21 protein-coding genes and 3 tRNA genes are annotated in these 24,805 nt (G+C 55.0%); 14 read left to right on the top strand and 10 right to left on the bottom strand.

Annotated features, from left to right (window positions below; genetic code table 11):
• Positions 1 to 34 precede the first annotated feature (34 nt).
• Positions 35 to 634, bottom strand: coding sequence for a helix-turn-helix transcriptional regulator (locus NL510_RS21565; RefSeq protein ID WP_253380231.1), 600 nt, complete (start codon positions 632 to 634; stop codon positions 35 to 37).
• 262 nt (positions 635 to 896) lie between these two features.
• Between NL510_RS21565 and sugE the strand changes: the two genes are divergently transcribed.
• Entirely contained in the window at positions 897 to 1,214 is a 318-nt protein-coding gene (sugE, locus tag NL510_RS21560) for a quaternary ammonium compound efflux SMR transporter SugE (protein WP_253380229.1), read from the top strand.
• A gap of 35 nt (positions 1,215 to 1,249) precedes the next feature.
• Here sugE and ampC read toward each other — a convergent pair whose 3' ends face one another.
• The 5 genes from ampC to frdA all read right to left on the bottom strand — a co-directional run bounded on the left by ampC (position 1,250) and on the right by frdA (position 5,909).
• A complete protein-coding gene (gene ampC / locus NL510_RS21555; RefSeq protein ID WP_253380227.1) occupies positions 1,250 to 2,395 on the bottom strand; it encodes a CMY2/MIR/ACT/EC family class C beta-lactamase in 1,146 nt (381 codons plus the stop codon).
• A 220-nt stretch (positions 2,396 to 2,615) separates the two neighbouring features.
• Positions 2,616 to 2,975 carry a fumarate reductase subunit FrdD gene (frdD, locus tag NL510_RS21550; protein WP_253380225.1) on the bottom strand — a complete coding sequence of 120 codons (360 nt, stop codon included), beginning with the start codon at positions 2,973 to 2,975 and terminating at the stop codon, positions 2,616 to 2,618.
• Positions 2,976 to 2,985: 10 nt separating this feature from the next.
• Positions 2,986 to 3,381, bottom strand: a complete 396-nt coding sequence (frdC, locus tag NL510_RS21545) for a fumarate reductase subunit FrdC (RefSeq protein ID WP_253385055.1) — start codon at positions 3,379 to 3,381, stop codon at positions 2,986 to 2,988.
• Between the two features lie 10 nt (positions 3,382 to 3,391).
• On the bottom strand, positions 3,392 to 4,126 hold the full coding sequence (locus tag NL510_RS21540; protein WP_253380222.1) for a succinate dehydrogenase/fumarate reductase iron-sulfur subunit: 735 nt from the start codon (positions 4,124 to 4,126) through the stop codon (positions 3,392 to 3,394).
• Positions 4,119 to 5,909, bottom strand: coding sequence for a fumarate reductase (quinol) flavoprotein subunit (gene frdA, locus NL510_RS21535; protein ID WP_253380221.1), 1,791 nt, complete (start codon positions 5,907 to 5,909; stop codon positions 4,119 to 4,121). The genes NL510_RS21540 and frdA overlap by 8 nt, the downstream gene beginning before the upstream one ends.
• A 310-nt stretch (positions 5,910 to 6,219) precedes the next feature.
• Here frdA and epmA point away from each other — a divergent pair, with 310 nt between their 5' ends.
• Positions 6,220 to 7,197 carry an elongation factor P--(R)-beta-lysine ligase gene (epmA, locus tag NL510_RS21530; protein ID WP_253380219.1) on the top strand — a complete coding sequence of 326 codons (978 nt, stop codon included), beginning with the start codon at positions 6,220 to 6,222 and terminating at the stop codon, positions 7,195 to 7,197.
• Between the two features lie 143 nt (positions 7,198 to 7,340).
• Positions 7,341 to 8,840 carry a glutamate/gamma-aminobutyrate family transporter YjeM gene (gene yjeM / locus NL510_RS21525; protein WP_253380217.1) on the top strand — a complete coding sequence of 500 codons (1,500 nt, stop codon included), beginning with the start codon at positions 7,341 to 7,343 and terminating at the stop codon, positions 8,838 to 8,840.
• A gap of 36 nt (positions 8,841 to 8,876) precedes the next feature.
• Here the strand turns inward: yjeM and mscM are convergent, their stop codons facing one another.
• The 3 genes from mscM to rsgA all read right to left on the bottom strand — a co-directional run bounded on the left by mscM (position 8,877) and on the right by rsgA (position 14,338).
• Positions 8,877 to 12,200 (bottom strand): miniconductance mechanosensitive channel MscM, encoded by a 3,324-nt coding sequence (gene mscM / locus NL510_RS21520; protein WP_253380215.1) that lies wholly within the window; start codon positions 12,198 to 12,200, stop codon positions 8,877 to 8,879.
• 19 nt (positions 12,201 to 12,219) lie between these two features.
• Positions 12,220 to 13,188 (bottom strand): archaetidylserine decarboxylase, encoded by a 969-nt coding sequence (gene asd, locus NL510_RS21515; protein ID WP_253380213.1) that lies wholly within the window; start codon positions 13,186 to 13,188, stop codon positions 12,220 to 12,222.
• A 97-nt stretch (positions 13,189 to 13,285) separates the two neighbouring features.
• Positions 13,286 to 14,338, bottom strand: a complete 1,053-nt coding sequence (gene rsgA / locus NL510_RS21510) for a small ribosomal subunit biogenesis GTPase RsgA (RefSeq protein ID WP_253380211.1) — start codon at positions 14,336 to 14,338, stop codon at positions 13,286 to 13,288.
• A gap of 107 nt (positions 14,339 to 14,445) precedes the next feature.
• Between rsgA and orn the strand changes: the two genes are divergently transcribed.
• From orn to NL510_RS21490, 4 genes are all read left to right on the top strand, one after another.
• Complete coding sequence (gene orn, locus NL510_RS21505) at positions 14,446 to 14,991, top strand: oligoribonuclease (protein WP_253380208.1); 546 nt, start codon at positions 14,446 to 14,448, stop codon at positions 14,989 to 14,991.
• Between the two features lie 197 nt (positions 14,992 to 15,188).
• Positions 15,189 to 15,264, top strand: a tRNA-Gly gene (locus NL510_RS21500).
• Positions 15,265 to 15,310: 46 nt separating this feature from the next.
• Positions 15,311 to 15,386, top strand: a tRNA-Gly gene (locus NL510_RS21495).
• Between the two features lie 45 nt (positions 15,387 to 15,431).
• A tRNA-Gly gene (locus tag NL510_RS21490) sits at positions 15,432 to 15,507 on the top strand.
• Between the two features lie 271 nt (positions 15,508 to 15,778).
• On the opposite strand, the gene queG is transcribed toward NL510_RS21490, so the two are convergent.
• Positions 15,779 to 16,918, bottom strand: coding sequence for a tRNA epoxyqueuosine(34) reductase QueG (queG, locus tag NL510_RS21485; protein ID WP_253380206.1), 1,140 nt, complete (start codon positions 16,916 to 16,918; stop codon positions 15,779 to 15,781).
• Between queG and nnr the strand changes: the two genes are divergently transcribed.
• The 7 genes from nnr (at position 16,917) to hflX (ending at position 24,802) form a co-directional block, all read left to right on the top strand.
• On the top strand, positions 16,917 to 18,437 hold the full coding sequence (gene nnr / locus NL510_RS21480) for a bifunctional ADP-dependent NAD(P)H-hydrate dehydratase/NAD(P)H-hydrate epimerase (protein WP_253380204.1): 1,521 nt from the start codon (positions 16,917 to 16,919) through the stop codon (positions 18,435 to 18,437). The genes queG and nnr overlap by 2 nt on opposite strands.
• Positions 18,430 to 18,891 carry a tRNA (adenosine(37)-N6)-threonylcarbamoyltransferase complex ATPase subunit type 1 TsaE gene (tsaE, locus tag NL510_RS21475; protein ID WP_253380202.1) on the top strand — a complete coding sequence of 154 codons (462 nt, stop codon included), beginning with the start codon at positions 18,430 to 18,432 and terminating at the stop codon, positions 18,889 to 18,891. Before nnr ends, tsaE begins: the two co-directional genes overlap by 8 nt.
• Before the next feature lie 16 nt (positions 18,892 to 18,907).
• Complete coding sequence (amiB, locus tag NL510_RS21470) at positions 18,908 to 20,248, top strand: N-acetylmuramoyl-L-alanine amidase AmiB (RefSeq protein ID WP_253380201.1); 1,341 nt, start codon at positions 18,908 to 18,910, stop codon at positions 20,246 to 20,248.
• A gap of 9 nt (positions 20,249 to 20,257) precedes the next feature.
• The gene (gene mutL, locus NL510_RS21465; RefSeq protein WP_253380199.1) at positions 20,258 to 22,108 is read left to right on the top strand and encodes a DNA mismatch repair endonuclease MutL; all 1,851 of its coding nucleotides are present in this window, start codon (positions 20,258 to 20,260) and stop codon (positions 22,106 to 22,108) included.
• Positions 22,101 to 23,051, top strand: a complete 951-nt coding sequence (gene miaA, locus NL510_RS21460; protein WP_253380197.1) for a tRNA (adenosine(37)-N6)-dimethylallyltransferase MiaA — start codon at positions 22,101 to 22,103, stop codon at positions 23,049 to 23,051. The genes mutL and miaA overlap by 8 nt, the downstream gene beginning before the upstream one ends.
• Before the next feature lie 85 nt (positions 23,052 to 23,136).
• Positions 23,137 to 23,448: an RNA chaperone Hfq gene (hfq, locus tag NL510_RS21455; protein ID WP_152083197.1), complete on the top strand. Its 312-nt coding sequence runs from the start codon at positions 23,137 to 23,139 to the stop codon at positions 23,446 to 23,448.
• A gap of 73 nt (positions 23,449 to 23,521) precedes the next feature.
• Positions 23,522 to 24,802, top strand: coding sequence for a ribosome rescue GTPase HflX (gene hflX / locus NL510_RS21450; RefSeq protein WP_253380195.1), 1,281 nt, complete (start codon positions 23,522 to 23,524; stop codon positions 24,800 to 24,802).
• Positions 24,803 to 24,805 lie beyond the last annotated feature (3 nt).

Here is a 24,805-nt window from a genome sequence, read left to right as displayed (position 1 = left end):
AAGCATTGACGGTGCGGTGGGTTATACCGTACCGTCAACTCTCCGCTTCCTGCAGAGATAAAAACGGAGAGAAGCGCGTATCCATATGCAACTTCATGCGGATATTGCGTTTGTAGGTGTACACCGTTTTCCCGTTGATGTTCAGGTAACTGGCAATCTTTTGATTACTTGCACCATCCATCCACAACGTCAGCACTTTCGCCTCCTGAGGCGTTAGCAGGGGCGCCGCGACCCTTGGGATCTTAATGCTTGCGCGGGACGTCAATGCGTCGTTGATGACCGTCGCCAGTTCATTAAGGCCCGCTTTTTTCAACAGCGAAGACCAGACCGGGAATTGCGCCAGGTAGCAGGACATTCCCTGTTCCTCACCCGACTGCAGTAAAATAAAAGGCACTGCTTCGCTGGCATTAAGCAGGGTAGAGAGTTGCTGAAAATGGTGGATATCTTGCCTGAAGCCATGCAGGTCCGCTATAACCAGCGTCGGTTTCCACTGCAAAATATGCTCCCTGGCAAGGATAAGATTATTCAGCCCGGTCACGACGAAGTGGTCAGGGAATAAACCGGAATGATTGAGCCACGCTTCAAACCCTGTACGGGTGAAGTGACATCGGTCAATCAACAGAATTTTGAACATAATAGATTCGCAGTTGGCTAGAGTTTTGGCTTCCTGCCATCAGAAAGCACATCATCATAAAGAAGTCCGATGAGTGATAAATGCCTGAACTACGCACCATACTGAGGCTATTTCTTGCTTTAACACCTTCAGCACAAAAGGATTGAAAAAAAATCGCACGTTAACCAAACTATAAAGCCTAACCATGGCCTTACGGGACGACCCGTAAGCGCTTACTTCATCGGGGACGGCCCCAACTTGCCTTTAAGTTAAGGAGCCTGAAATGCCCTGGATTGTTCTGTTCATTGCCGGTCTGCTCGAAGTGGTATGGGCGATTGGTCTGAAGTATACCCACGGGTTTACCCGCCTGACGCCGAGCGTCATTACCGTTATCGCGATGATTGTGAGTATTGTCATGCTGTCATGGGCGATGCGCACCCTGCCAGTGGGTACGGCTTATGCCGTCTGGACCGGTATTGGTGCCGTAGGCGCCGCCATCACCGGCATTCTGCTGCTGGGAGAGTCAGCGAGTCTGGCGCGTATCGCCAGCCTCGCCCTGATTGTGGCCGGTATTATTGGGTTGAAACTCAGTACCCATTAATGCGCTTGTCTGGTCCGGGTGAGCCCGGCCGTGTTTTATTGCAGAGCGTTCAAAATACGATAAGCCGCAGCGACCCGCGCCGGGTTAGGGTAACTCTTATTTGCCAGCATCACGATACCGAGGTTCTTTTCAGGAATGAAGGCCACGTAGCTACCAAATCCGCCGGTCGAACCTGTTTTATGTACCCATGAGGCTTTTACAGGCGGCGCGGGGGGATCTACTTCTCTCGCAGAGAAGGGGGCGAGTGCCACCTTGTTGTCGCTGCCATCGACCACCGTTTTAGCCTCTACCGGCCAGTTCAGCATCTCCCAGCCCAGCCCCTGATACATTGATCCTATGCGCCAGTAGCGCGACTGAGCCAGCGCAACGCCTTGTTTCAATGTAGAATGCTGTATAGTATCGGGGGCCATGTTGGCCATTACCCAGCTTGCCATATCTTGCACGTTGGTTTTCACGCCATAGGCTTCGGCATCCAGCATGCCCGGTGAAACATGGACAGCCTTGCCATCGCGGTAGCCCCAGGCGTAGTGCTGTTCCTGGTTTTTGGGAACGTCAAGCCAGGTATGGAACAGCTTCAAAGGCTTAAAAACGCGCTCTGTCATCGCCTGCTTAAAGCTCATGCCGGAAGGCTGAACCGCCAGAGCGCCAAAAAGACCGATGCTGGCATTAGCGTACAGACGCGTGGTGCCCGGTTGCCACTGCGGCTGCCATGTCTGGTAGAAGTGCAGCAAGGAGGCGTTATCCGTCACGTTATCTGGCATCTGCAACGGCAGGCCGCCAGCGGTGTAAGTCGCCAGGTCCAGCAGGCGGATACCTTGCCACTGTGTGCCCGTCAGTTCAGGCCACAATTTTGCTACCGGGTCGGCCAGCGAAATTTCACCGCGGGCGATAGCATCGCCGCCCAGTACGCCGGTGAAGGTTTTGCTAACAGAGCCAAGCTCGAACAACGTTTGCAACGTGACGGGCTTGCTGGCGGCGACATCGGCTTTACCAAAGGTGAAGTAGTGCGGCTGGCCCTGATAAATTACCGCAACCGCCATGCCTGGAATGGCCTGGGCAGATATCAGAGGGGTAACAGTATCCGCTACAAGCTCAGCCAGCTGTTTTTCTGATGCCGGCGCGGCAACGCTTGTGCATGAAACGCCGAGCAGCAGGGCGCAGCAAAGGTTTTTATTCATCATCAGTTATCTTCCGTAACAGGGAGGCGGGTGAGTGTCCGGACCCGTCAGATAAACATAGTCTGTTGAAGTAGACTGTACCTGACAAATAGTTAAATGGCGTATGTGCTGATAATTTTTCTTACCGCTGAGCCTGTAAGACGCTCGCAATGCGTGAATTTGCCCAGTGGCTGGTGGGGATGCTGCAGAAAATAGAGGCCCGCCGGATGGCGGGCCGACAGGTTTAGATGGTCACTACGGCAATCAGCGTCACCACGGTCAGGATGGCCGCCAGACCATAGAACACCCATTTTCCGCTCGGGATGTGGATTTTCAGGTCGTGCATCGCATGGTGAATACGGTGTAAGCCACACCACAGCGGCAGGACGATCATCAGGAAGATGAACACGCGGCCAATAAAACTGTCCGCGAACGCCAGCACGCGCTCATAGCTCAGCGCATCGCCCGGAAACAGCCCCAGCGGCAGCATAATACCAACCAGCAGGATGATGACCGGTGCAATAATAGCGCTCCACATGCCGCCCGCGCCGAACAGGCCCCAGAAGACCGGCTCGTCAGAACGTTTTGGATTTGGATTGATCACAGTTGTCTCCTTACCAGAACAGTGCGACAAACAGAATGACGACAGTGACGACAATCGTCACTGCCCACAGCCCTTTAATGACTGGCCCGGGCCCCATTTTTTCGCCTTTAACAATAATGTTCGCCGCTTTTGGCGCCAGTTCAAACCAGGTTTTGGTATGAAGCAGCGCGGCTGCCAGCACGATCAGGTTCAGCACAACGATGATCGGGTTTTGCAGGAACCCGACAAAACTGGCCCAGGTTTCAGGGCCGTGTTTGAGGGCGAACAGGCCGTACATCAGTTCCAGGCTGAACCAGACCGCCGGTACTGCAGTGCCTTCACGCAGCATATAGAAGCGATAAAACGGCAGTTTTTTCCACCAGGTGGACGGCATCGGCCGCACATAGGCTTTGCGTTTAGTCGTCATCATGCACTCCTTAGCGTGGTTTCAGGGTAGCAATAAGAAAGTCTTTCGAGCTTTCTACTTTACCCTGCTGAATAGCGGCGGCCGGGTCGACATGCTTCGGACAGACTTCAGAGCAGTAGCCGACAAAAGTACAGCTCCATACGCCGTTCTGGCTGTTAAGCTGCGCCATACGTTCCTTTTTACCGTGGTCACGGCTGTCTTCGTTATAACGGTGCGCCAGGGTAATGGCGGCCGGGCCAATGAACTCTTGATTCAGACCAAACTGCGGACAGGCGGCATAGCACAGGCCGCAGTTGATGCAGCCGGAGAACTGATGGTATTTCGCCATCTGCGCGGGCGTTTGGGTATTGGGTCCCTGATCCGGCGTGCGCGGGTTGCCAATAATGTAGGGCTTAATGGCTTCAAGGCTTTCGATAAAGTGAGTCATATCGACCACCAGATCGCGCTCGATTGGGAAGTTACCCAGCGCTTCTACCTTGATGCCTTTGGTATATTCGCGCAGGAAGGTTTTGCAGGCCAGTTTTGGCACATTGTTAACCATCATGCCGCAGGAGCCGCAAATAGCCATACGACAGGACCAGCGATAGCTCAGGTCTGGCGCCAGGTTATCTTTGATGTAGCCGAGCGCATCCAGGAGGGAGGTTTGCTCGTCGTAAGGGACTTCATAGAAAGCGCTGTGCGGGGCGGTGTCCACTTCCGGATTGTAGCGCACCACTTCAACTTTCAGTTTTTGCATATCAGCCATTCGCCTTCTCCTTCTTCTCGGCGGCTTCTGCTTCTGCACCGTATACGCGTTTCGCCGGTGGCAGCGTAGTGATCTTCACGTCGCTGTAATCCAGGCGAGTGGTACCATCCGCATCGCGCCAGGCGAGGGTGTGTTTCAGGAAATTGACGTCGTCACGTTCGGTACAACCTTCATCCAGACGCTGGTGCGCGCCGCGTGACTCTTTACGTGCCAGAGCGGAGTGCGCCATACATTCCGCTACATTCAGGCCATGGCCTAGTTCGATGGTGTACAGCAGGTCGGTATTGAACACGCTGGAGGTATCGGTAATGCGGACTCGCTTGAAACGTTCCTGCAGCTCCGCCAGCTTGTCGACGGTTTTTTGCATCAGCTCTGGTGTACGGTAAATCCCACAGCCTTCTTCCATCGACAGACCCATTTCATCGCGGATTTTTGACCAGTTTTCGTTGCCCTGTTGATTGACCAGATCCTTCAGGCGTTTTTCAACGTCAGCGACCTGAGCATCCAGCGCGCTGCTGTTAGCCTCGCCTACGGTTGCGGCCCGTTCCATCGCCCGCTCGCCCGCTATGCGGCCAAAGACGACCAGCTCTGCCAGTGAGTTCGATCCCAGACGGTTGGCACCATGGAGACCGACAGAGGAACACTCGCCCACGGCGAAGAGTCCTTTAATACGGGTTTCGCACTGCCGATCGGTTTCAATACCGCCCATGGTGTAGTGGGCCGTAGGGCGCACTGGAATCGGCTCTTTCACCGGATCAACGCCCACGTAGGCTTTGGCCAGTTCACAGATGAACGGCAGACGTTCCAGCAGTTTCTTCTCGCCGAGATGGCGCAGGTCAAGGTAGACCACATCCCCGCGCGGCGTGGGAATGGTGTTGCCTTTGCGCCATTCGTGCCAGAAGGCTTGAGAGACTTTGTCGCGCGGGCCGAGTTCCATGTATTTGTTTTTCGGCTCGCCGAGCGGGGTTTCCGGACCCATGCCGTAATCCTGCAGGTAACGGTAACCGTTTTTGTTGACCAGGATGCCGCCTTCACCGCGGCAGCCTTCCGTCATCAGAATGCCGGAACCTGGCAGACCGGTCGGGTGATATTGCACAAACTCCATATCGCGCAGCGGCACGCCGTGACCGAGCGCCATGCCCATGCCGTCACCGGTGACAATACCGCCGTTGGTGTTATATCGATAAACGCGGCCCGCTCCGCCTGTGGCCATCACCACCGCATGGGCACGGATTTGCATCAGCGTGCCTTCCATCATGTTCATCGCCACCAGACCACGGGCCTGGCCGTCATCAACCAAAATGTCGAGGACGAAATGTTCATCAAAGCGCTGAATTTGTGGGAACTGAAGGGACGTCTGGAACAGGGTGTGCAGCATATGGAAGCCGGTTTTATCGGCGGCAAACCAGGTGCGTTCGATCTTCATCCCGCCGAAGCGGCGAACGTTAACGCTACCGTCCGGACGGCGGCTCCACGGGCATCCCCACTGCTCAAGCTGGGTCATTTCGCCAGGACAATGGTGTACGAAGTCGTCAACCACATCCTGTTCGCAAAGCCAGTCGCCTCCAGCGACCGTATCGTGGAAATGGTATTCGAAGCTGTCATGATCCTGCGCCACGGCGGCGGATCCTCCTTCTGCGGCAACCGTGTGGCTGCGCATCGGGTAGACTTTTGAAATCAGTGCGATTTTAGCGTTCGGATTAGCCTGCGCTGCAGCAATTGCAGCACGTAATCCAGCCCCGCCAGCGCCTATAACGGCAAGATCGACTTGAAAAGTTTGCACGACATTCCTCCAGATTTTTGTTTTTTCGCAACCCACAGGACTAAAAGTAGCCCACCTGTCCGAATGGACGATTGCGAAAGCGTTTCCACTGCTCCTTTATGGGTAAAACAGTATAACCGCATGGATGTGAGGGAAATTTGACGCGTTCGATTTTTTTGCTGTTATGTGGCGAGATTTATCACTGTTATTGATATATTTCGTCACGAAATTACCCTCTTGAATGAAAAGAAGGCTTTTACGGTGCAAAATTTGTCTCCGCCCCGGCTTACGAGTAGACTTCGTGCCCTTGTATGAAATAGGAGAAAAACCCATGAGCGAAACGGCCACCTGGCAGCCGAGCGCATCCATCCCAAACCTGTTAAAACGCGCAGCAATTATGACGGCGATCCGCCGTTTCTTTGCCGATCGCGGCGTCCTGGAGGTGGAAACGCCGTGCATGAGTCAGGCAACGGTAACCGATATTCATCTGGTCCCGTTTGAAACCCGTTTCGTCGGTCCTGGCCATTCTCAGGGCATGAATCTCTATCTGATGACCAGCCCGGAATACCACATGAAGCGCCTGTTGGCGGCGGGATGTGGCCCGGTTTATCAGCTGTGCAGAAGTTTTCGCAATGAAGAGATGGGGCGTCACCATAATCCGGAATTCACCATGCTGGAGTGGTACCGCCCGCATTACGATATGTACCGCCTGATGAACGAGGTGGACGATCTTCTCCAGCAGGTACTGGACTGCCCGGAAGCGGAAACGCTCTCTTATCAACAGGCTTTCCAGCGTCATTTGAACATCGATCCGTTGTCAGCAGACAAAACCCAACTGCGAGAAGTGGCGGCAAAACTGGATCTGAGCAACGTGGCGGATAGTGAAGATGATCGCGACACGTTGCTACAACTGCTGTTCACCTTTGGCGTTGAACCGCAGATTGGCAAAGATCGTCCGACCTTCGTCTATCACTTCCCGGCAAGCCAGGCGTCGCTGGCGCTCATCAGCACCGAAGACCACCGTGTGGCAGAGCGCTTTGAGGTCTATTACAAGGGTATTGAGCTGGCGAATGGTTTCCACGAGCTGACTGACGCGCGTGAACAGCAGCAACGGTTTGAGCAAGATAACCGCAAGCGCGGCGCACGCGGCTTACCCCAGCAGCCTATTGATACTCATCTACTCGAAGCGTTAAAGGCTGGCCTGCCGGACTGCTCCGGGGTGGCGCTTGGCGTAGATCGTCTGGTGATGCTGGCGCTGGACGCAGAGCAACTGGGCGATGTGATTGCTTTTACGGTCGATCGCGCCTGATAATTTGCCGGGTGGCAGCGTGTTTACCCGGCAAACATCTTCTCTGTACAATTTCCTTTTTCTAACTTTGCCCCTTATAGCCACATTATCTGTCTGGTCATCTGCTACCATCCGCGCAGTTTACTTCTTCTTCGGATGGTTATATGTCCCACTCACTTAAAAAGATGACCCTGACGGGGCTCATCCTGATGATTTTTACTTCCGTCTTTGGCTTTGCGAACAGCCCGTCGGCGTTTTACCTGATGGGTTATAGCGCGACGCCGTTCTATATCGTTTCTGCGCTGTTCTTCTTCATCCCCTTTGCGCTGATGATGGCGGAAATGGGCTCGGCCTATCGCAAAGAAGAGGGCGGGATCTATTCGTGGATGAACAACAGCGTGGGTCCGCGCTACGCTTTTATCGGCACCTTCATGTGGTTTTCCTCCTACGTCGTCTGGATGGTCAGTACCGCGGCCAAGGTGTGGGTACCGTTTTCGACATTCTTATTCGGAGCAGATAAAACGCAGGTCTGGTCGCTTGCAGGACTCAGCGCCACGCAGGTAGTGGGTATGCTGGCAGTGTGCTGGATGGTGGTGGTGACGCTGGTGGCATCAAGGGGCATCAATAAAATTGCCCGTATTACCGCCGTGGGCGGGATTGCCGTCATGTGCCTGAACCTGGTGCTACTGCTGGTGAGTATCGCCATTCTCTGTCTGAACGGCGGCCATTTTGCACAGAAGGTAAACTTTGTTTCTTCCCCCAATCCGGGCTATCAGTCCGGGCTGGCTATGCTCTCCTTCGTGGTATTTGCCATCTTTGCTTACGGCGGTATCGAGGCCGTGGGCGGCCTGGTCGACAAGACCGAGAATCCGGAAAAAAACTTTGCCAAAGGCATTATCTTCGCCGCGATAGTGATCTCTGTTGGCTACTCACTGGCGATTTTCCTCTGGGGCGTCAGCACCAACTGGCAGCAGGTACTGAGTAATAACACCATCAATCTGGGCAATATCACCTATGTGTTGATGAAAAGTCTGGGCATGACGCTGGGTCAGGCGATGCACCTGACGCCAGACGCGGCGACAACGATGGGAAGCTGGTTCGCGCGTATTACCGGATTATCAATGTTCCTCGCCTATACCGGCGCATTCTTCACGCTTATTTACTCTCCACTGAAAGCCATTATTCAGGGTACCCCCAGAGCGTTGTGGCCTGCGCGTATGACGCATCTCAATCGTACCGGCATGCCGGCTAACGCCATGTGGATGCAATGTCTGCTGGTGTGCGTGTTCATTCTGTTGGTGTCATTTGGTGGGGATACCGCGTCGGCGTTTTATAACAAATTAACGCTCATGGCGAACGTGTCGATGACGCTGCCTTACCTTTTCCTGACGCTGGCCTTCCCATTCTTTAAGGCGAAACAGGATCTCGAGCGTCCGTTTGTGATGTTTAAAACCCGTGCGGCAACACTGCTGGCAACGGCGCTGGTGGTGCTGGTGGTGGCGTTTGCCAATATTTTTACCATTATTCAGCCAGTGATTGAGGCGAATGACTGGAACAGTGCGCTATGGATGGTCGGTGGGCCGATCTTCTTTTCGCTGCTGGCGATGGGGATTTATGAGAACTATCGCCGTCGCTCGACTGTCCGTCTTGCGCAAGTGGCGTAGCGGATGAGAAGCCCTCCCGTACGGGAGGGCGGATCATTATAAACTTCCCGCCGGACGCTTACGCCCTGCTGACGACAAGGTTCTTGAGGTTTTTGTTCCACCCAGCGTTTCCAGACGCATCTGGAACGGTGGGAATGGCATATCAATACCGTGCTCGCGGTAGCCTGCCAGAATAAGCTGGTGGATCTCATGGCGCAGCGGCATACGGTGCCCCATTTCGGCGGCGTAGATACGCAGCTCGAAAATCTGGATCCCCTGCTGCAAATCAACGAGAAATACTTCCGGCGCCGGGTTGTCGATCACCAGAGTACAGCGCTCGGCCGCAGTGTAGAGGATCTGCGTCACCTCTTCGCTACTGGCATCCGACGGAGCAGGTACGGTAAGCACCACGCGCGTAACGGAGTCAGACAGCGACCAGTTAATAAACTGCTCGGTGATGAAGGCCTTGTTTGGCACGATGATCTCTTTGCGATCCCAGTCGCTGATGGTGGTGGCTCGGGTGTTGATCTTGGTGACGCTGCCGGTCAGGTCGCGGATCGTCACCGTATCGCCGATACGGATCGGCTTTTCAAACAGGATGATCAAACCGGAAACGAAGTTGGCGAAGATCTCCTGCAAACCAAAGCCCAGGCCCACCGTCAGGGCGGCGACCAGCCACTGCAGCTTCGACCACTCAATACCAATCATCGAGAAGCCCACCAGCCCGCCAAACAGCATGATGAGATACTTGGTGATGGTGGTAATGGCATAGCCCGTGCCCGGGGTTAAATCCAGATGCTGCAGCAGCGCCAGCTCCAGCAGTGCCGGGAAGTTACGTACCAGCTGTGTGGTAATGATCAGCACCAGAATCGCAATCAGCACAGCACCCAGGGTTATCGGCTCCAGACTCTCTACACCCTGCGCCGTGGAGGTTACGTCCCACAGGGAGATATTTTCCAGGAAACCAAACGCGGAATGGATTTCTGACCACAGAAAGATAACCGACAGCAAAGCAATGAGCATCAGGATGGAGCGCACCAGCCGTAAGGACTGCGTACTGATGGCATCCAGATCCAGCTCGACTTCATCGGCATCCGTTGCCCCTTCGGTGCTGTTAACGTGGTTTGGCTCTTCCTCGCCCCGCGCACGCTGGGCAAGAATTTCTGCCCGCCGATGTTTAGCGCGGTCGAACGCCAGACGACGCCGCTGGATAAGCATCCAGCGGCGGATAACATGATAGACCACCAGAAGCAGGAACCAGATGGCGACCGAGGTTTCCAGGCGCGCCAACAGCGCCTGCGCGGTGGCAAGGTAACCGACTGCAGCGGCCAGCATCGCAACCAGCGGGGCGGAGAGCATCAGGTTCCACAGCAGACGGTTAAACATGTTATCGCCGCTGCCCGTTTTATCAACATAGAGCGGAATACCGGCGCGTTTCAGGCTGAGCTTGACCACCGCCAGCGCGCCGCAGATCAGTATAAAGCAGAGCCGACCGAGCGAACCGGAGAACTCCCGGTCGTTGAGATTATCGAACATGATGAGCGCCATGATCAGCGGCACGATAAATCCGATGCTCATGAGATAGTAACGCATGCCACGCGCGACGCGGTTACGCGGCCAGCCAAAGTGGGCGACAAACAGGCCGTTTGGACGGGCAAAGGTGGCACAGATCATCACCACCCACAGCAGCGGCACGGTGGCGGTCACGCCATCGCCGATCGCCACCGCGAGCGGGAAGGGCCAGGCTTCACGCAGCCCGTAGCCGAGCGTCATCCACAGCACCGGCAGCGGCGAGGCGACGAGTATCGACCAGAAGACCGTGCGTAGCGTCAACCAGAAGTGATCCTGCGTCACCTTGCCTACGCGAGCGCTGGAACGTTCCAGGAAACGGTTGAAGTGCCTGCGCGAGTAAATGCTGAAGCCCACCAGAATCACCGCACCCAACAGCGGGATGATGGTCTCTTTGCTGGTGAGCATCATCACGCTGGCCTGGCCCATCTGGTTGACGGTGTCCAGTGAAATCAGGCGGCGCAGATCCTGGACGATGTCTATCGGCCAGGAGAAGGTCATTGGACGCACGTCGGAAGTCCAGAACAGATAACGGTGCGTTGCTTCGTTGACCTCCCTTAGCGCGTCTTCAAGCTGGCTGTTGGACACTTTCAGCTTGGTCAGTTCCAGAATCAGCGTATCACCGCCCTGCAGCAGGGAGTTCAGTAGTTCACGCTGGGTGCGCATCTGGGCTTCCAGAATACGGCTCTGCTCGCTGGTTAGCGCCTGCCCGTCCGCCTGGCGGATCTGGCGGATTTGCGGCTGTTTATTAAGGAGGTCTTCATAGTGCAGACGTTGAACCCGCAGTTGCGCCATCTCGGTGTCTAACTGTTGAGGTTTAGGCATCTCCGGCAGGCGGGCTACCTGGGCGCGCAATGCTTCCCCGAGCAGGTTTGAGGAGCCTAGCCACTGAGACTGTTCGCGCAGGGTATTCAGAGCCTGGCGAACCTGCAGGGTTTGATTGGTCGCCTGACGCTGCTGCGACGCCACAAGATCCATTCGCTGCGCCTGTTGATTCAGGGCGGCTGAAAGCTCGCGGTTAATTCTGAATTGTTCGTTAATTCCGTCAGGCAGGTTTTCGCTGTTTTCCGCCAGCAGTTCCGTACTTTCCAGCGCCCGTTCAGCTTCACGCTGGCGCTGGCTGTTCAACTGATTACGCAGGGACTGAAGGTAAGCATCCAGCTGTTCACCCTGCTTTTGCGCCAGCTCGGCGCGCATCCGCGACAGTTCCTGACGATTGTTGGCGGAAAGTTGTGCCAGCTCCAGTTCATCGACCAGCGCTTTAAGCCTGGCGGATTCCGCCTGCAGTCCGAGATTCTGAGCCTGATTTTGCGGCGTATTGCCGGATTGCGTACCGACACGGCGCTCCACGTCGTTTAACTGACGCCGGGCATCGGTTTGCTGTTGCGGAAGCTGGCTAAGCGAATCGGCAATTTCGCGCGCACGTTCCTGCTCCTGCTGCGCCTGGCGGCTCTTTTCCAGAAGCTGGCTGCTGACCTGCAGGATCTCCTGATTCAGCGCGTCGGACGTCATGCCCGCAGGAATGTCGCGCGGTTCATCGCGTAGGTTATTGAGTTGCGAGCGCAGCGTTTGCGAAAGTTTAGGGAAATTGTCGATAACCTGCTGATATTGCTGAGCACGCTCAAGAGAAGCTTTACGTTCTTCCAGCGCGTTCAACGCGGACTGAAGCGCCTCAACGGTCTCTGGCTGGGCGGGTTTTGCCGCCTTTGCCTGCTCCAGTTCCTGGGTTATCTGTTTGGCGTCGGGGGCTGTCGCGGCGTACGCCCCCATGCTGAGGCACCAGGCCACCAGTAATACGATAATCGGGCGCACGTCAGCGATCCTTCTGTTATTAGCCTTGGTCTTTTTTGTCGTCAACCAGCGGGCTGGCGTCGTGTTCGGCGGCGATCTCTTCTTCTGTCAGCAGCGCAGGCTCTGCGTCCGGTGTCACGAAGGACGCGGTAGACACGGCCAGCGGCTGACCCAGTTTTGTGACCGACAGGCTTTCCAGCGATTCAGCCAGGTTGACTTGACCCGGCGCGAACAGGTTGATAACGGTAGAGCCGAGCTTGAAGCGACCCATCTCCTGACCCTTCAGCAGCGCCACGGCGCCTTCGGCCTCACCGGCAGGCCAGGTCCAGCGCTTGATCACGCCTTCACGTGGCGGGGTGATGGTGCCTGCCCAGACGGTTTCGATGCTGCCTACAATGGTTGCCCCCACCAGAATCTGCGCCATTGGGCCAAATTCAGTATCAAACAGACAGATAACACGTTCGTTACGGGCGAACAGGTTCGGCACGTTTTGCGCGGTCAGGTGGTTCACAGAGAACAGATCGCCTGGCACGTAGATCATTTCGCGCAGAATACCGTTACATGGCATGTGAACGCGGTGGTAGTCGCGTGGTGACAGATAGGTCGTCGCAAAGACGCCGTTGCGAAACAGATCCGCCATCAGGTAGTTACCTGCCAGCAGCGCTTCCAGACTGTAGTTGTGGCCTTTCGCCTGCAGAATTTTGTCGCCTTCGATTTTACCAAGCTGGCTGATGACGCCATCAGCAGGCATGACCAGCACGTTAGGGTCGGTATTTAACGGGCGCACTTCATCACGCAGCGGGCGGACGAAGAATTCATTGAAAGTACGGTAGCTGGCGGTATCCGGCTTCTGCGCTTCTTTCATGTCGACCTTGTAATACTTCACGAACAGGTCGATGACCAGTTTAGTCAGCCAGCCAGCTCGTTTGCTTGCGCCCCAGCCCGCCAGGCGAGTGAGCCACAGTTTTGGCAGAATGTATTGAAGCGAAAGTTTAAATGAGTTTAACAAGGTAGCCTCCAGGCCATTGTTTTGTCGTTCCTGATCCGGCATAACGCTGCCGGAACCTGAAAAAAGGGAACGATTTTAGCGATGCTTAGCTTAGTTGTCAGTTATCAGAATCAGAAAAGTTTTTACGCGTTTTTACCTGATCCATGCTCTCCAGAATGCGGTGGTAGTTCTCGAAGCGGGTTTCTGCAATCTCACCGTTCTCCACCGCTTCGCGGATAGCGCAGCCTGGGTCATTATCGTGTTTACAGTCACGGTATTTGCAAGCGCCTAAATACTCATGGAATTCGACAAATCCGTTGAAGATTTGTTCCGGCTCAAGGTGCCACAAACCGAATTCACGAACTCCCGGGGAATCGATCACGTCGCCGCCGTGCGGGAAGTGATACATGCGTGAGGCGGTGGTAGTGTGCTGGCCCAAACCAGATACATCCGACACATCGTTGGTCAGGATCGCTTGCTGGAGGCCGAGAAGGTTGTTCAGCAGGCTCGATTTACCCACGCCGGATTGACCCGCAAAAATGCTGATGCGATCGGTTAATGCTTCCTCTAACGGCTTCAGGCCGTCTTTGGTGTGGCTGGAAACCATCAGGACGCGATAACCGATATTGCGGTAGATATCCATCTGCTTATTCACAAAGGCCATGCCTGCGTCATCCAGTAGATCGATTTTGTTCAGCACAATGATTGGCTCAACGTGCAGCGTTTCGCAGGCAACGAGGTAGCGGTCGATAATATTGAGCGACAGCTCGGGCAAAATGGCTGAAACAATGACAATCTGGTTGATGTTGGCCGCAATAGGCTTAACGCCGTCGTAAAAATCGGGACGGGTGAGCACCGACGTACGTTCATGTACGGCTTCAACGATACCTTTTACCGTTACGCCTTCCGCAGCCTCTTTGCCTGGCCGCCAGACCACGCGGTCTCCGGTAACCAGCGAACGGATGGTGCGGCGAATGTTGCAGCGGTGGGTTTGACCGTCGGCGGATTCCACGTCGGCATGCATACCGAAACGGCTGATCACTACGCCTTCAGTCGGCTCGCCAAACAGGTTGTCGTCGTAATCGACCTTCTCCGACGTGGTTTTAAGACGACGCTGATGATTGGCATTTACGCGGCGCTGCTGCCCTTTGGAGAGTTTATTTTTACTCAATCGCACTGGCTCCTGGTCGCCCGTAAGGGGCAAAACCTCTATGATACACTCTAATTAATACTAGTTAACCTGCTACAGCCGATTATGCGAGAAGGGTGGAAAATAACATGAGCGCGGATGTAAACAACCTGATTTGGATCGATCTTGAAATGACCGGGCTGGATCCCGAGCGCGATCGCATTATTGAGATCGCTACGCTTGTCACCGATGCCAACCTGAATATTCTGGCGGAAGGGCCAACCATTGCGGTTCATCAGTCCGATGAACAACTGGCGCTGATGGACGACTGGAACGTGCGTACCCATACCGGCAGCGGGCTGGTGGAGCGCGTAAAGGCCAGCACTCAGGGTGACCGTGAGGCGGAGCTGGCGACCATAGAATTTCTGAAGCAGTGGGTTCCGGAAGGAAAATCGCCTGTCTGTGGCAATAGCATTGGCCAGGATCGTCGCTTCCTGTTTAAGTATATGCCGGAGCTGGAGGCTTATTTCCACTACCGTTATCTGGATGTCAGCACCCTGAAAGAGCTGGCGCGCCGCTGGAAACCTGAGATTCTGGATGGCTTTAAAAAGCAGGGTACGCACCAGGCGATGGACGATATTCGGGAGTCCGTGGCGGAGCTGGCGTACTACCGCGAAAACTTTATTAAGCTGTGATTTTGCGACCTCTCGCCTTGCGCAGCCGGGGGGGTTGACGTTAAATTGTTCAGCTTGCCGAATAATTAAGCACTTGAACTGAATTTCAAAAAAATAGCCTTACGGGGGGTTGCAGCTAAACGAATTTCTCGTATAATGCGCCTCCCGTAACGACAGAGAATTACAGGTTACGGCAGCAGCAAAAGCAGTGCAGATTTGCGGGAATAGCTCAGTTGGTAGAGCACGACCTTGCCAAGGTCGGGGTCGCGAGTTCGAGTCTCGTTTCCCGCTCCAAAATTTGAAAGTATCGTAAGATACACACAGCATCAGAACCACCCAAGCGGGAATAGCTCAGTTGGTAGAGCACGACCTTGCCAAGGTCGGGGTCGCGAGTTCGAGTCTCGTTTCCCGCTCCAAAATTTGAAAGTATCGTAAGATACACACAGCATCAGAACCACCAAGCGGGAATAGCTCAGTTGGTAGAGCACGACCTTGCCAAGGTCGGGGTCGCGAGTTCGAGTCTCGTTTCCCGCTCCAAATTCTTCTTCTTAATCTAAAATATCCACAGCGAAGTTTTTCGTTGGGGACGATTTTTATTTCATCTGAAATACGCTTTTAAACAGAGTTATCCACAGGACGCGTGAGCTGGACGACTATAGCGAAAGCATAGCAGGGTGAGGTGGTATCACATAACTCATTGAAAATAATCAATTAAATTTTATTTCGTAATGTCAGGAAGATCGCTTGATCTGTTAGCCAGGCCCGATGGCGCTTGAGTTTCGATTTTTATTCACAGGCTGTGAATAGTTCAGGCGTCCCGCGTAAGCCCTTTTTCAATCACCCTGACCAGACGCTGTTTCTTCGGTAGCTGTACTTCGACCACGCAGGCATTCCGCTTGTCAATTTGCTGCGCAATCGCCCAATCTATGTGTTCATCGAGAAGTGGGTGCTCACCTTTTCTGCTTTCGAGCGCCTGGATATTGGCGTCATCCCACGGAGCATTACCCAGCGCAACGGCGACGTTTCGCAGCCAGCGCAGATGGCCGATACGGCGTATGGCCGAGCCTTCCGTCACTTTCAAAAACCAGGCTTCGCTCCAGGCGAACAATTCAATGAGCCGGGGGGCGTGCAGCGCTTTACGCGGGCTGAAGTCTTCTTCGTCGGTGAGCTGTGAATAGCGGTTCCACGGGCAGATGAGCTGGCAGTCGTCACAACCGTAGATACGGTTGCCGATAAGCGGACGAAACTCCTGCGGAATTGCACCCTCCAGTTCGATGGTGAGGTAGGAGATACAACGGCGCGCATCCACGGTATAAGGCTCGACAATCGCACCCGTCGGGCAGATGGTCATGCAGGCCACGCAGCGGCCACAGCCTTCCTCGACCGGGCCGTCTATCGGCAGGGGTAAATCAATCAGTAATTCACCCAGGAAGAAGAACGACCCGGCATCGCGGCTGAGGATAAGTGAGTGCTTACCTGTCCAGCCAAGCCCGGCTTTTTCAGCGATCGGGCGTTCAAGAATAGGCGCAGAATCCACAAAGGGTCTAAAATTCAGCGAAACACAGTGCCGCTGAATAGTTTCCCCAAGTTTTTTTAAGCGGTTACGCAGAAGCTTATGATAATCACGCCCAAGGGCGTATCTGCTGACGTAGCCCAGAGAGGGATTTTTTAGCGTGCGCGCAAAGGCCGCATTGGCGGGCAGGTAGTTCATGCGCACGCTAATAACGCGTAAGGTACCCGGTAACAGTTCGTGTGGGCGAGCCCGCATCATGCCATGACGTGCCATCCACGCCATTTCGCCGTGGTACTGTTTGTCGAGCCACGCCTGCAGTTTAGGTTCGCTGGCGGAGAGGTCGGTATCGGTAATACCTACCTTCTGGAAGCCAAGCTCAGCACCCCACTGTTTAATATTTTGCGCTAACTGATTGAGATCGAGGGGCTGTGACATGACGGACCATAGTGTGAAGAAAAACCCCGCAAGTATACCACATTCCATCTGGCATGCGGATGACCTCCGATACGCCGAAAAAGAGGCTGCAGACAGTCTCGGCATCACGCTTTATGAACTGATGCAGCGAGCGGGCGAGGCGGCGTTTCGCGTTGCTCGCGCGGCATTTCCGGGCGCCTCACGCTGGTTAATTTTATGCGGACACGGCAATAACGGCGGCGACGCCTGGGTTATCGCTCGTCTGGCCGCTGCTGCCGGGCTGCAAGTGACCCTGCTGGCGCTGGAGAGCGATAAGCCGTTGCCGGACGAAGCCAGCGCGGCGCGGGAAGCCTGGCTTAACGCTGGTGGCGTGATACATGCGCCAGACAGTATCTGGCCGGATAATATTGATTTAATTATTGATGGCCTGTTGGGCACTGGCTTGCGCAGTGCGCCACGCGACGCTATTGCCGCACTGATTGAGCGCGCTAATGCGCATGCCGCGCCCATTGTTGCGCTGGATATTCCCTCTGGCCTGATGGCGCAAACCGGTGCAACGCCAGGCGCGGTGATTTGTGCCACACACACCGTGACCTTCATTGGCCTAAAACCGGGGCTGCTTACCGGTAAAGCGCGGGATGTGGTGGGCACACTGCACCACACTGCGCTGGGCCTTGAAAGCTGGCTTGCAGGGCAGGATACGCACCTCACACGCTTTGACGCCTCGCAGCTTGCGCAGTGGCTCCCGCCACGTCGTCCGACGTCGCATAAAGGCGATCATGGCAGGCTGGTGATTATTGGCGGTGACCAGGGCACGGCCGGGGCGATCCGCATGACCAGCGAGGCAGCGTTGCGCAGCGGCGCAGGGCTGGTTCGCGTTCTCACGCGCAGTGAAAATATTGCGCCAATGCTTACTGCTCGCCCTGAACTGATGGTGCATGAGCTTACGCCGCAAACGCTTGAAGAGGGTCTGGAATGGGCGGATGTCGTGGTGATCGGCCCAGGGCTAGGACAACAGGCCTGGGGCAAACAGGCCCTGCAAAAAACCGAGAATTTTCGTAAACCGATGCTGTGGGATGCCGACGCGCTGAACCTTCTGGCAATCAACCCGGATAAACGTCACAATCGCATTCTGACACCTCACCCCGGCGAAGCCGCGCGGCTGCTTAACTGTAGCGTGGCAGAAATTGAAAGCGACCGCTTACTTTCTGCCCATCGTCTGGTAAAACGTTACGGAGGTGTTGTGGTTCTGAAAGGGGCGGGAACCGTTATCGCCAGCGACGAAGCGCAAGGCATTATTGATGCCGGAAATGCGGGAATGGCGAGCGGCGGAATGGGCGATGTGCTTTCCGGCATTATCGGCGCATTGCTTGGACAGAAACTTCCGCTTTATGATGCAGCCTGTGCGGGCTGTGTTGTCCACGGCGCAGCGGCCGACAGGCTGGCGCGTTACGGCACACGCGGTATGCTGGCCACCGATCTTTTTTGCACGCTACGACGTGTTGTTAACCCGGATGTGATTGACGTAGAAAATGACTAATCGAGCGATTTCTTTACCTGATGAACAAGCCACTTTAGATTTCGGCAAGCGCGTGGCGCAGGCCTGTCAGGGGGCAACCGTCATTAATCTGTATGGGGATTTGGGCGCAGGTAAAACCACGTTCAGCCGGGGTTTTCTGCAGGCGCTAGGCCATAACGGGAATGTGAAAAGCCCAACTTATACCCTGGTAGAACCCTACACCCTTGGAAATATCGTGGTGTACCACTTCGATTTATACCGTCTGGCGGATCCTGAGGAACTGGAATTTATGGGGATCCGTGATTATTTTGCTAACGATGCCATCTGTCTGGTGGAGTGGCCGCAACAAGGAGCGGGTGTGTTGCCTGATCCGGATGTCGAAATTCACTTAGATTACCAGGCTCAAGGGCGTGAGGCGCGCATCAGCGCTGTTTCCTCATCAGGCGGTTCCTTACTGTCGCGTCTGGCAGATTAAGCGTGAGGATGACGGGATGGTAAATCGTGTTAAAGGATGGTTGTTGGCCGCTACGCTGCTGTTCTGCGCACAGGCTGGGGCGGCAAATCTCTCGGATATTCAGGTCTCAAACGGGGAGAACCAGGCCAGGATCACCTTCAGCTTTATGGGCGATCCTGAGTATGCGTTTTCTCAACCCGATAGCCACAGCGTGGCGCTGGATATCAAACAGACTGGGGTTATCCAGGGATTGCCGCTTCAGTTTAGCGGCAATAATCTGGTAAAAAGCATTCGTTCCGGGACGCCGAAGGACGCCCAGTCACTGCGCCTGGTGGTTGATCTGACCGAAAAAGGGAAAACCCAGGCGGTCAAGCAACAAAACGGTGCGAACTACACGGTTGTCTTTACCATCAAAGCCGATGCGCCGCCGCCGCCGCCTCCTCCGCCAGCGGTTGTGGCAAAGCGCGCAGAGGCGCCGGTTTACACCCCGCGTCCTTCTGAACCTGCGCGTAATCCGTTTAAATCGCAAAACGACCGGATGACCGTGGCCACCAGCAGCAATACGGTGACGCGTCCGGCAGCCAGTGCGCGGCCATCCGTCAGCGGTGAGAAAGTCATTATCGCCATTGACGCTGGTCACGGCGGACAAGATCCAGGCGCTATTGGCTCGGGCGGTTTGCGCGAGAAGAATGTGACCCTTGCCATTGCCCGTAAGCTACGTACGCTGTTAAACGACGATCCCATGTTCAAAGGGGTGCTGACCCGTGACGGCGATTATTTTATCTCTGTGATGGGGCGTTCAGACGTTGCGCGTAAACAGAATGCCAACTTCCTGGTGTCGATTCATGCGGATGCCGCGCCAAACCGTAACGCCACCGGCGCCTCGGTTTGGGTGCTTTCGAACCGCCGCGCCAATAGCGAAATGGCTAATTGGCTTGAGGAGCATGAGAAGCAGTCTGAACTGTTAGGCGGGGCGGGTGATGTTCTGGCAAACAGCCAGTCCGATCCCTACCTCAGCCAGGCGGTTCTGGATTTACAGTTCGGTCATTCTCAGCGCGTCGGGTATGATGTAGCGACTAACGTATTGAGCCAGTTGCAGAGCATTGGCGTGTTGCATAAACGTCGGCCTGAACATGCCAGCCTTGGGGTTCTGCGTTCGCCGGATATTCCGTCCATCCTCGTAGAGACGGGCTTTATCAGCAATAGCGGTGAAGAGCGCCTGTTGGGCAGCGATGGCTACCAGCAGCAGATTGCCGACGCAATTTATAAGGGTCTGCGTAACTACTTTAACGCGCATCCGCTCCAGTCCGCACCGCAGAGTGGGGCAGGCCAGACGGCCAGTGCAGCGCTGCCTGGTGAAATGACTGCGACCAACTAAGGAGAATTCATGCCGATTCAGATTCTACCGCCGCAGCTCGCGAACCAAATCGCCGCCGGTGAGGTGGTGGAGCGCCCTGCATCGGTGGTGAAGGAGCTGGTGGAAAACAGCCTCGATGCGGGCGCAACCCGTATTGATATTGATATCGAACGCGGCGGCGCAAAGCTTATCCGTATTCGTGACAACGGCAGCGGCATCAAAAAAGACGAGCTGGCGCTGGCGCTGGCGCGTCATGCCACCAGTAAGATTGCCTCGCTGGACGATCTTGAAGCCATCATTAGCCTCGGTTTTCGCGGTGAAGCGCTGGCCAGTATCAGCTCCGTTTCACGGCTAACGCTAACCTCACGCACCGCGGAGCAGCAGGAAGCCTGGCAGGCGTATGCTGAAGGACGCGATATGGACGTCACGGTTAAGCCCGCGGCGCATCCTGTCGGGACTACGCTCGAAGTGCTAGATCTGTTTTACAACACCCCCGCCCGACGCAAATTTATGCGTACCGAGAAGACCGAGTTTGGCCATATCGATGAGATTATCCGCCGTATCGCGCTGGCGCGCTTCGATGTCACCATCAACCTCAGCCACAACGGCAAGGTGATGCGTCAGTATCGCGCGGTGGCGGAAGGTGGACAAAAAGAGCGTCGCTTAGGCGCTATTTGCGGGACACCGTTTCTGGAACAAGCGCTGGCGATTGAATGGCAGCACGGCGATCTGGCCCTGCGCGGCTGGGTTGCCGATCCCAGTGCGAGCAGCGCCGCGTTTGCTGAGATCCAGTATTGCTATGTAAACGGTCGGATGATGCGCGACCGCCTGATTAACCACGCTATTCGCCAGGCCTGCGAAGATAAGCTCGACGCAGATCGGCAGCCCGCGTTTGTATTGTATCTGGAAATAGATCCGCATCAGGTTGATGTAAACGTTCATCCCGCCAAGCACGAGGTGCGGTTCCACCAGTCGCGTCTGGTGCACGATTTTATCTATCAGGGTGTGGTCAGCGTTTTGCAGCAGCAGGCCGAACCGACACTGCCGCTGGAGAACGCAGAGCCCGCGCCGCGTCCACTTCCTGAAAACCGTATTGCCGCAGGACGCAACCATTTTGCTGAACCTGCCGTTGCGCGCGAACTGGCCGCGCCGCGTTACGCTGCGGCGGGCGGTGCAGGTGCGGCACGCCCAACCGGTGCGAACTATCCAAACGCCCAGCCCGGCTATCAAAAACAGCAGGGGGCACTGTACCGTAAATTGCTGGACACGCCTGCGAATGAGCGAAAAGAGCATACCGTGGCGACCACGCCTTCCCTGGACGGGCATAGCCAGAGCTTTGGCCGGGTATTGATGATTGTGGCGCCGGATATGGCCTTACTGGAACATGAGGGTAAAGTGATGTTGCTGGCGCTGCCGGTTGCAGAACGCTGGCTTAAACAGGCGCAACTCACGCCGGGGCAAAACGCAGCCTGCGGGCAGCCGCTGCTGATCCCGGTGCGGCTGAAAATATCCCAGGAAGAATCAAAGGTATTGCAGCGCGTAGCGGCGCAGCTTGCGCAGATGGGCATTGAAATCGTGCTGGAAGCGCAGCATGTGACAATTCGCGCAGTGCCTTTACCCTTACGCCAACAAAATTTACAAAACTTGATTCCTGAACTGATAGGCTACCTGGCGCAACAACCCTCGTTTGAGGCCGCTGACATCGCGCAGTGGATTGCCCGCCATCTGGCTTGCGAACACGCTACCTGGAGTATGGCGCAGGCGATTAACGTGCTGGCGGAGGTTGAACGACTTTGTCCGCATCTGGTAAAAGCGCCGCCGGGTGGATTATTACAACCTGTTGATTTAAAAATGGCGATGACCGCCCTGAAACATGATTGATGCACGTACGGCGAGCCTGCCTAAGGCGATTTTTTTAATGGGGCCAACGGCCTCCGGCAAAACGGCGTTAGCCATTGAGTTACGTAAAGTTTTGCCCGTAGAGTTGATTAGTGTTGATTCTGCCCTCATTTATCGGGGAATGGACATCGGCACGGCGAAGCCTGACGAGGAAGAGTTGCGTGCGGCACCGCACCGTTTGCTGGATATTCTCGACCCGGCCCAGGCTTACTCCGCAGCGGATTTCCGCCGTGATGCCTTAGCCCAAATGGCCGAGATAACCGCAGCGGGGCGTATTCCGCTGTTGGTTGGCGGAACTATGCTCTATTTCAAGGCGTTGCTGGAAGGGCTATCACCTCTTCCATCAGCAGATCCCGACGTCAGAGCGCGAATAGAACAGCAGGCGGCAGAGCAGGGTTGGGACGTTTTGCATAAGCAACTAACAGAGATTGATCCGGTTGCTGCAGCACGGATCCATCCAAATGATCCGCAAAGGCTTTCCCGGGCACTGGAAGTTTTTTTCATTTCGGGTAAAACTTTAACGGAACTGACGCAAACGTCAGGAGAGGCTCTGCCGTATCAGGTGCATCAGTTCGCTATCGCCCCGGCGAGTCGTGAACTGCTGCATCAGCGAATTGAGCAGCGTTTTCATCAGATGTTGGCTTCAGATTTTGAAGCAGAAGTGCGGGCGCTTTTTGCCCGTGGAGATTTGCATACGGATATGCCTTCCATTCGTTGTGTGGGGTATCGCCAGATGTGGTCGTATCTTGAAGGTGAGATTTCATACGATGATATGGTTTATCGAGGTGTTTGCGCCACGAGGCAGTTAGCGAAGCGCCAGATCACCTGGTTACGCGGTTGGGAGGGGGTTCACTGGTTAGACAGTGAAAAACCGCAACAGGCGTTAAACGAAGTGATTGAGGTTATTGGTGATATCGCTCACTGAATGTGTACAATTAAGTCGTATCGTGCGCAATTTTTCAGAATCGCAAGGTTCTAAGTACAAAACAAGCATATAAGGAAAAGATAGAATGGCTAAGGGGCAATCTTTACAAGATCCGTTCCTGAACGCATTGCGTCGGGAACGTGTTCCAGTTTCTATTTATTTGGTGAATGGTATTAAGCTGCAAGGTCAGATTGAGTCTTTCGATCAGTTCGTGATTCTGTTGAAAAACACGGTCAGCCAGATGGTCTATAAGCACGCTATTTCTACCGTTGTTCCGTCTCGTCCGGTATCTCATCACAGCAATAACGCTGGCGGCGGCACAGGTAGTAACTATCATCATGGCAGCAACGCGCAGGGTTCTTCTTCTCCTGCGCAGGACAGCGAAGATACCGAATAAGGTTTCTTGCTGTTATCCACACGGGGAGCCAGGGATCCTGCGTTCCCCGCTGATTTTTTGAGGATTATACAGCTTGTTTGACCGTTATGATGCCGGTGAGCATGCGGTGCTGGTACACATCTATTTTTCGCAAGACAAAGATATGGAAGACCTCCAGGAGTTTGAATCTCTGGTCTCTTCCGCTGGCGTCGAAGCGATGCAGGTGATCACCGGAAGCCGTAAAGCGCCGCACCCGAAGTATTTTGTTGGTGAAGGTAAAGCAGTCGAAATTGCCGATGCCGTTAAAGCAACCGGTGCATCAGTCGTGTTGTTTGACCATGCGCTGTCTCCAGCCCAGGAACGTAACCTGGAAGCGCTTTGCGAATGCCGTGTTATCGATCGTACGGGGCTGATTTTAGATATTTTTGCTCAGCGTGCGCGTACCCATGAGGGTAAGCTGCAGGTTGAACTGGCGCAATTGCGCCATCTTGCAACGCGGCTGGTGCGCGGCTGGACCCACCTTGAAAGACAAAAAGGCGGGATTGGTTTGCGCGGTCCGGGGGAAACCCAGCTCGAAACCGACCGCCGTTTGCTGCGTGGCCGTATTACCCAGATCCTTTCACGTCTGGCTAAAGTTGAGAAACAACGTGAGCAGGGGCGTCGGGCGCGAACGAAAGCCGATATCCCAACGGTGTCGCTGGTGGGATATACCAATGCCGGTAAATCCACCCTGTTTAACCTGATCACCGAGGCTCAGGTTTATGCCGCAGATCAGTTGTTTGCGACCCTGGACCCCACGTTGCGCCGTATTGACGTCGCCGACGTCGGTGAAACCGTATTGGCAGATACCGTAGGCTTTATTCGCCACCTGCCGCATGACCTTGTGGCCGCGTTTAAAGCCACCCTGCAGGAGACGCGACAGGCGACCTTGCTGTTGCACGTGATTGATGCTGCAGACGTACGTGTGCAGGAGAACATCGATGCGGTAGACGTGGTGCTCGAAGAGATCGAGGCCCACGAAATTCCAACGCTATTGGTGATGAACAAGATCGATATGCTGGACGATTTTGAACCACGTATCGACCGTGATGAAGAGAACAAACCGATTCGGGTCTGGCTTTCAGCTCAGACCGGTATTGGCGTGCCACTTCTTTTCCAGGCTTTAACAGAACGTCTTTCCGGTGAGGTCGCCCAGCATACGCTGCGATTACCGCCAGAGGAAGGCAGGCTGCGCAGCCGGTTTTATCAGCTTCAGGCGATAGAAAAAGAGTGGATGGAGGATGACGGCAGCGTGGGGATGCTGGTGCGTATGCCGATCGTTGACTGGCGTCGCCTCTGTAAACAAGAACCTGCGCTGGTCGACTATATCGTCTGATCA

The organism is unidentified bacterial endosymbiont (genome assembly GCF_918797525.1).
GTDB lineage: Bacteria > Pseudomonadota > Gammaproteobacteria > Enterobacterales > Enterobacteriaceae > Enterobacter.
This window is presented reverse-complemented; position numbering and strand designations above follow the sequence as displayed.

Excerpts from the sequence above, each read along its gene's own strand:
- sugE (WP_253380229.1), top strand. The coding sequence starts at position 897 with ATGCCCTGGATTGTTCTGTTCATTGCCGGTCTGCTCGAAGTGGTATGG.
- tsaE (WP_253380202.1), top strand. The coding sequence starts at position 18,430 with ATGACTAATCGAGCGATTTCTTTACCTGATGAACAAGCCACTTTAGAT.
- miaA (WP_253380197.1), top strand. The coding sequence starts at position 22,101 with ATGATTGATGCACGTACGGCGAGCCTGCCTAAGGCGATTTTTTTAATG.
- amiB (WP_253380201.1), top strand. The coding sequence starts at position 18,908 with ATGGTAAATCGTGTTAAAGGATGGTTGTTGGCCGCTACGCTGCTGTTC.
- orn (WP_253380208.1), top strand. The coding sequence starts at position 14,446 with ATGAGCGCGGATGTAAACAACCTGATTTGGATCGATCTTGAAATGACC.
- queG (WP_253380206.1), bottom strand. The coding sequence starts at position 16,918 with ATGTCACAGCCCCTCGATCTCAATCAGTTAGCGCAAAATATTAAACAG.
- ampC (WP_253380227.1), bottom strand. The coding sequence starts at position 2,395 with ATGATGAATAAAAACCTTTGCTGCGCCCTGCTGCTCGGCGTTTCATGC.
- frdC (WP_253385055.1), bottom strand. The coding sequence starts at position 3,381 with ATGACGACTAAACGCAAAGCCTATGTGCGGCCGATGCCGTCCACCTGG.
- nnr (WP_253380204.1), top strand. The coding sequence starts at position 16,917 with ATGACGGACCATAGTGTGAAGAAAAACCCCGCAAGTATACCACATTCC.
- NL510_RS21565 (WP_253380231.1), bottom strand. The coding sequence starts at position 634 with ATGTTCAAAATTCTGTTGATTGACCGATGTCACTTCACCCGTACAGGG.
- hfq (WP_152083197.1), top strand. The coding sequence starts at position 23,137 with ATGGCTAAGGGGCAATCTTTACAAGATCCGTTCCTGAACGCATTGCGT.
- epmA (WP_253380219.1), top strand. The coding sequence starts at position 6,220 with ATGAGCGAAACGGCCACCTGGCAGCCGAGCGCATCCATCCCAAACCTG.
- mutL (WP_253380199.1), top strand. The coding sequence starts at position 20,258 with ATGCCGATTCAGATTCTACCGCCGCAGCTCGCGAACCAAATCGCCGCC.
- yjeM (WP_253380217.1), top strand. The coding sequence starts at position 7,341 with ATGTCCCACTCACTTAAAAAGATGACCCTGACGGGGCTCATCCTGATG.
- NL510_RS21540 (WP_253380222.1), bottom strand. The coding sequence starts at position 4,126 with ATGGCTGATATGCAAAAACTGAAAGTTGAAGTGGTGCGCTACAATCCG.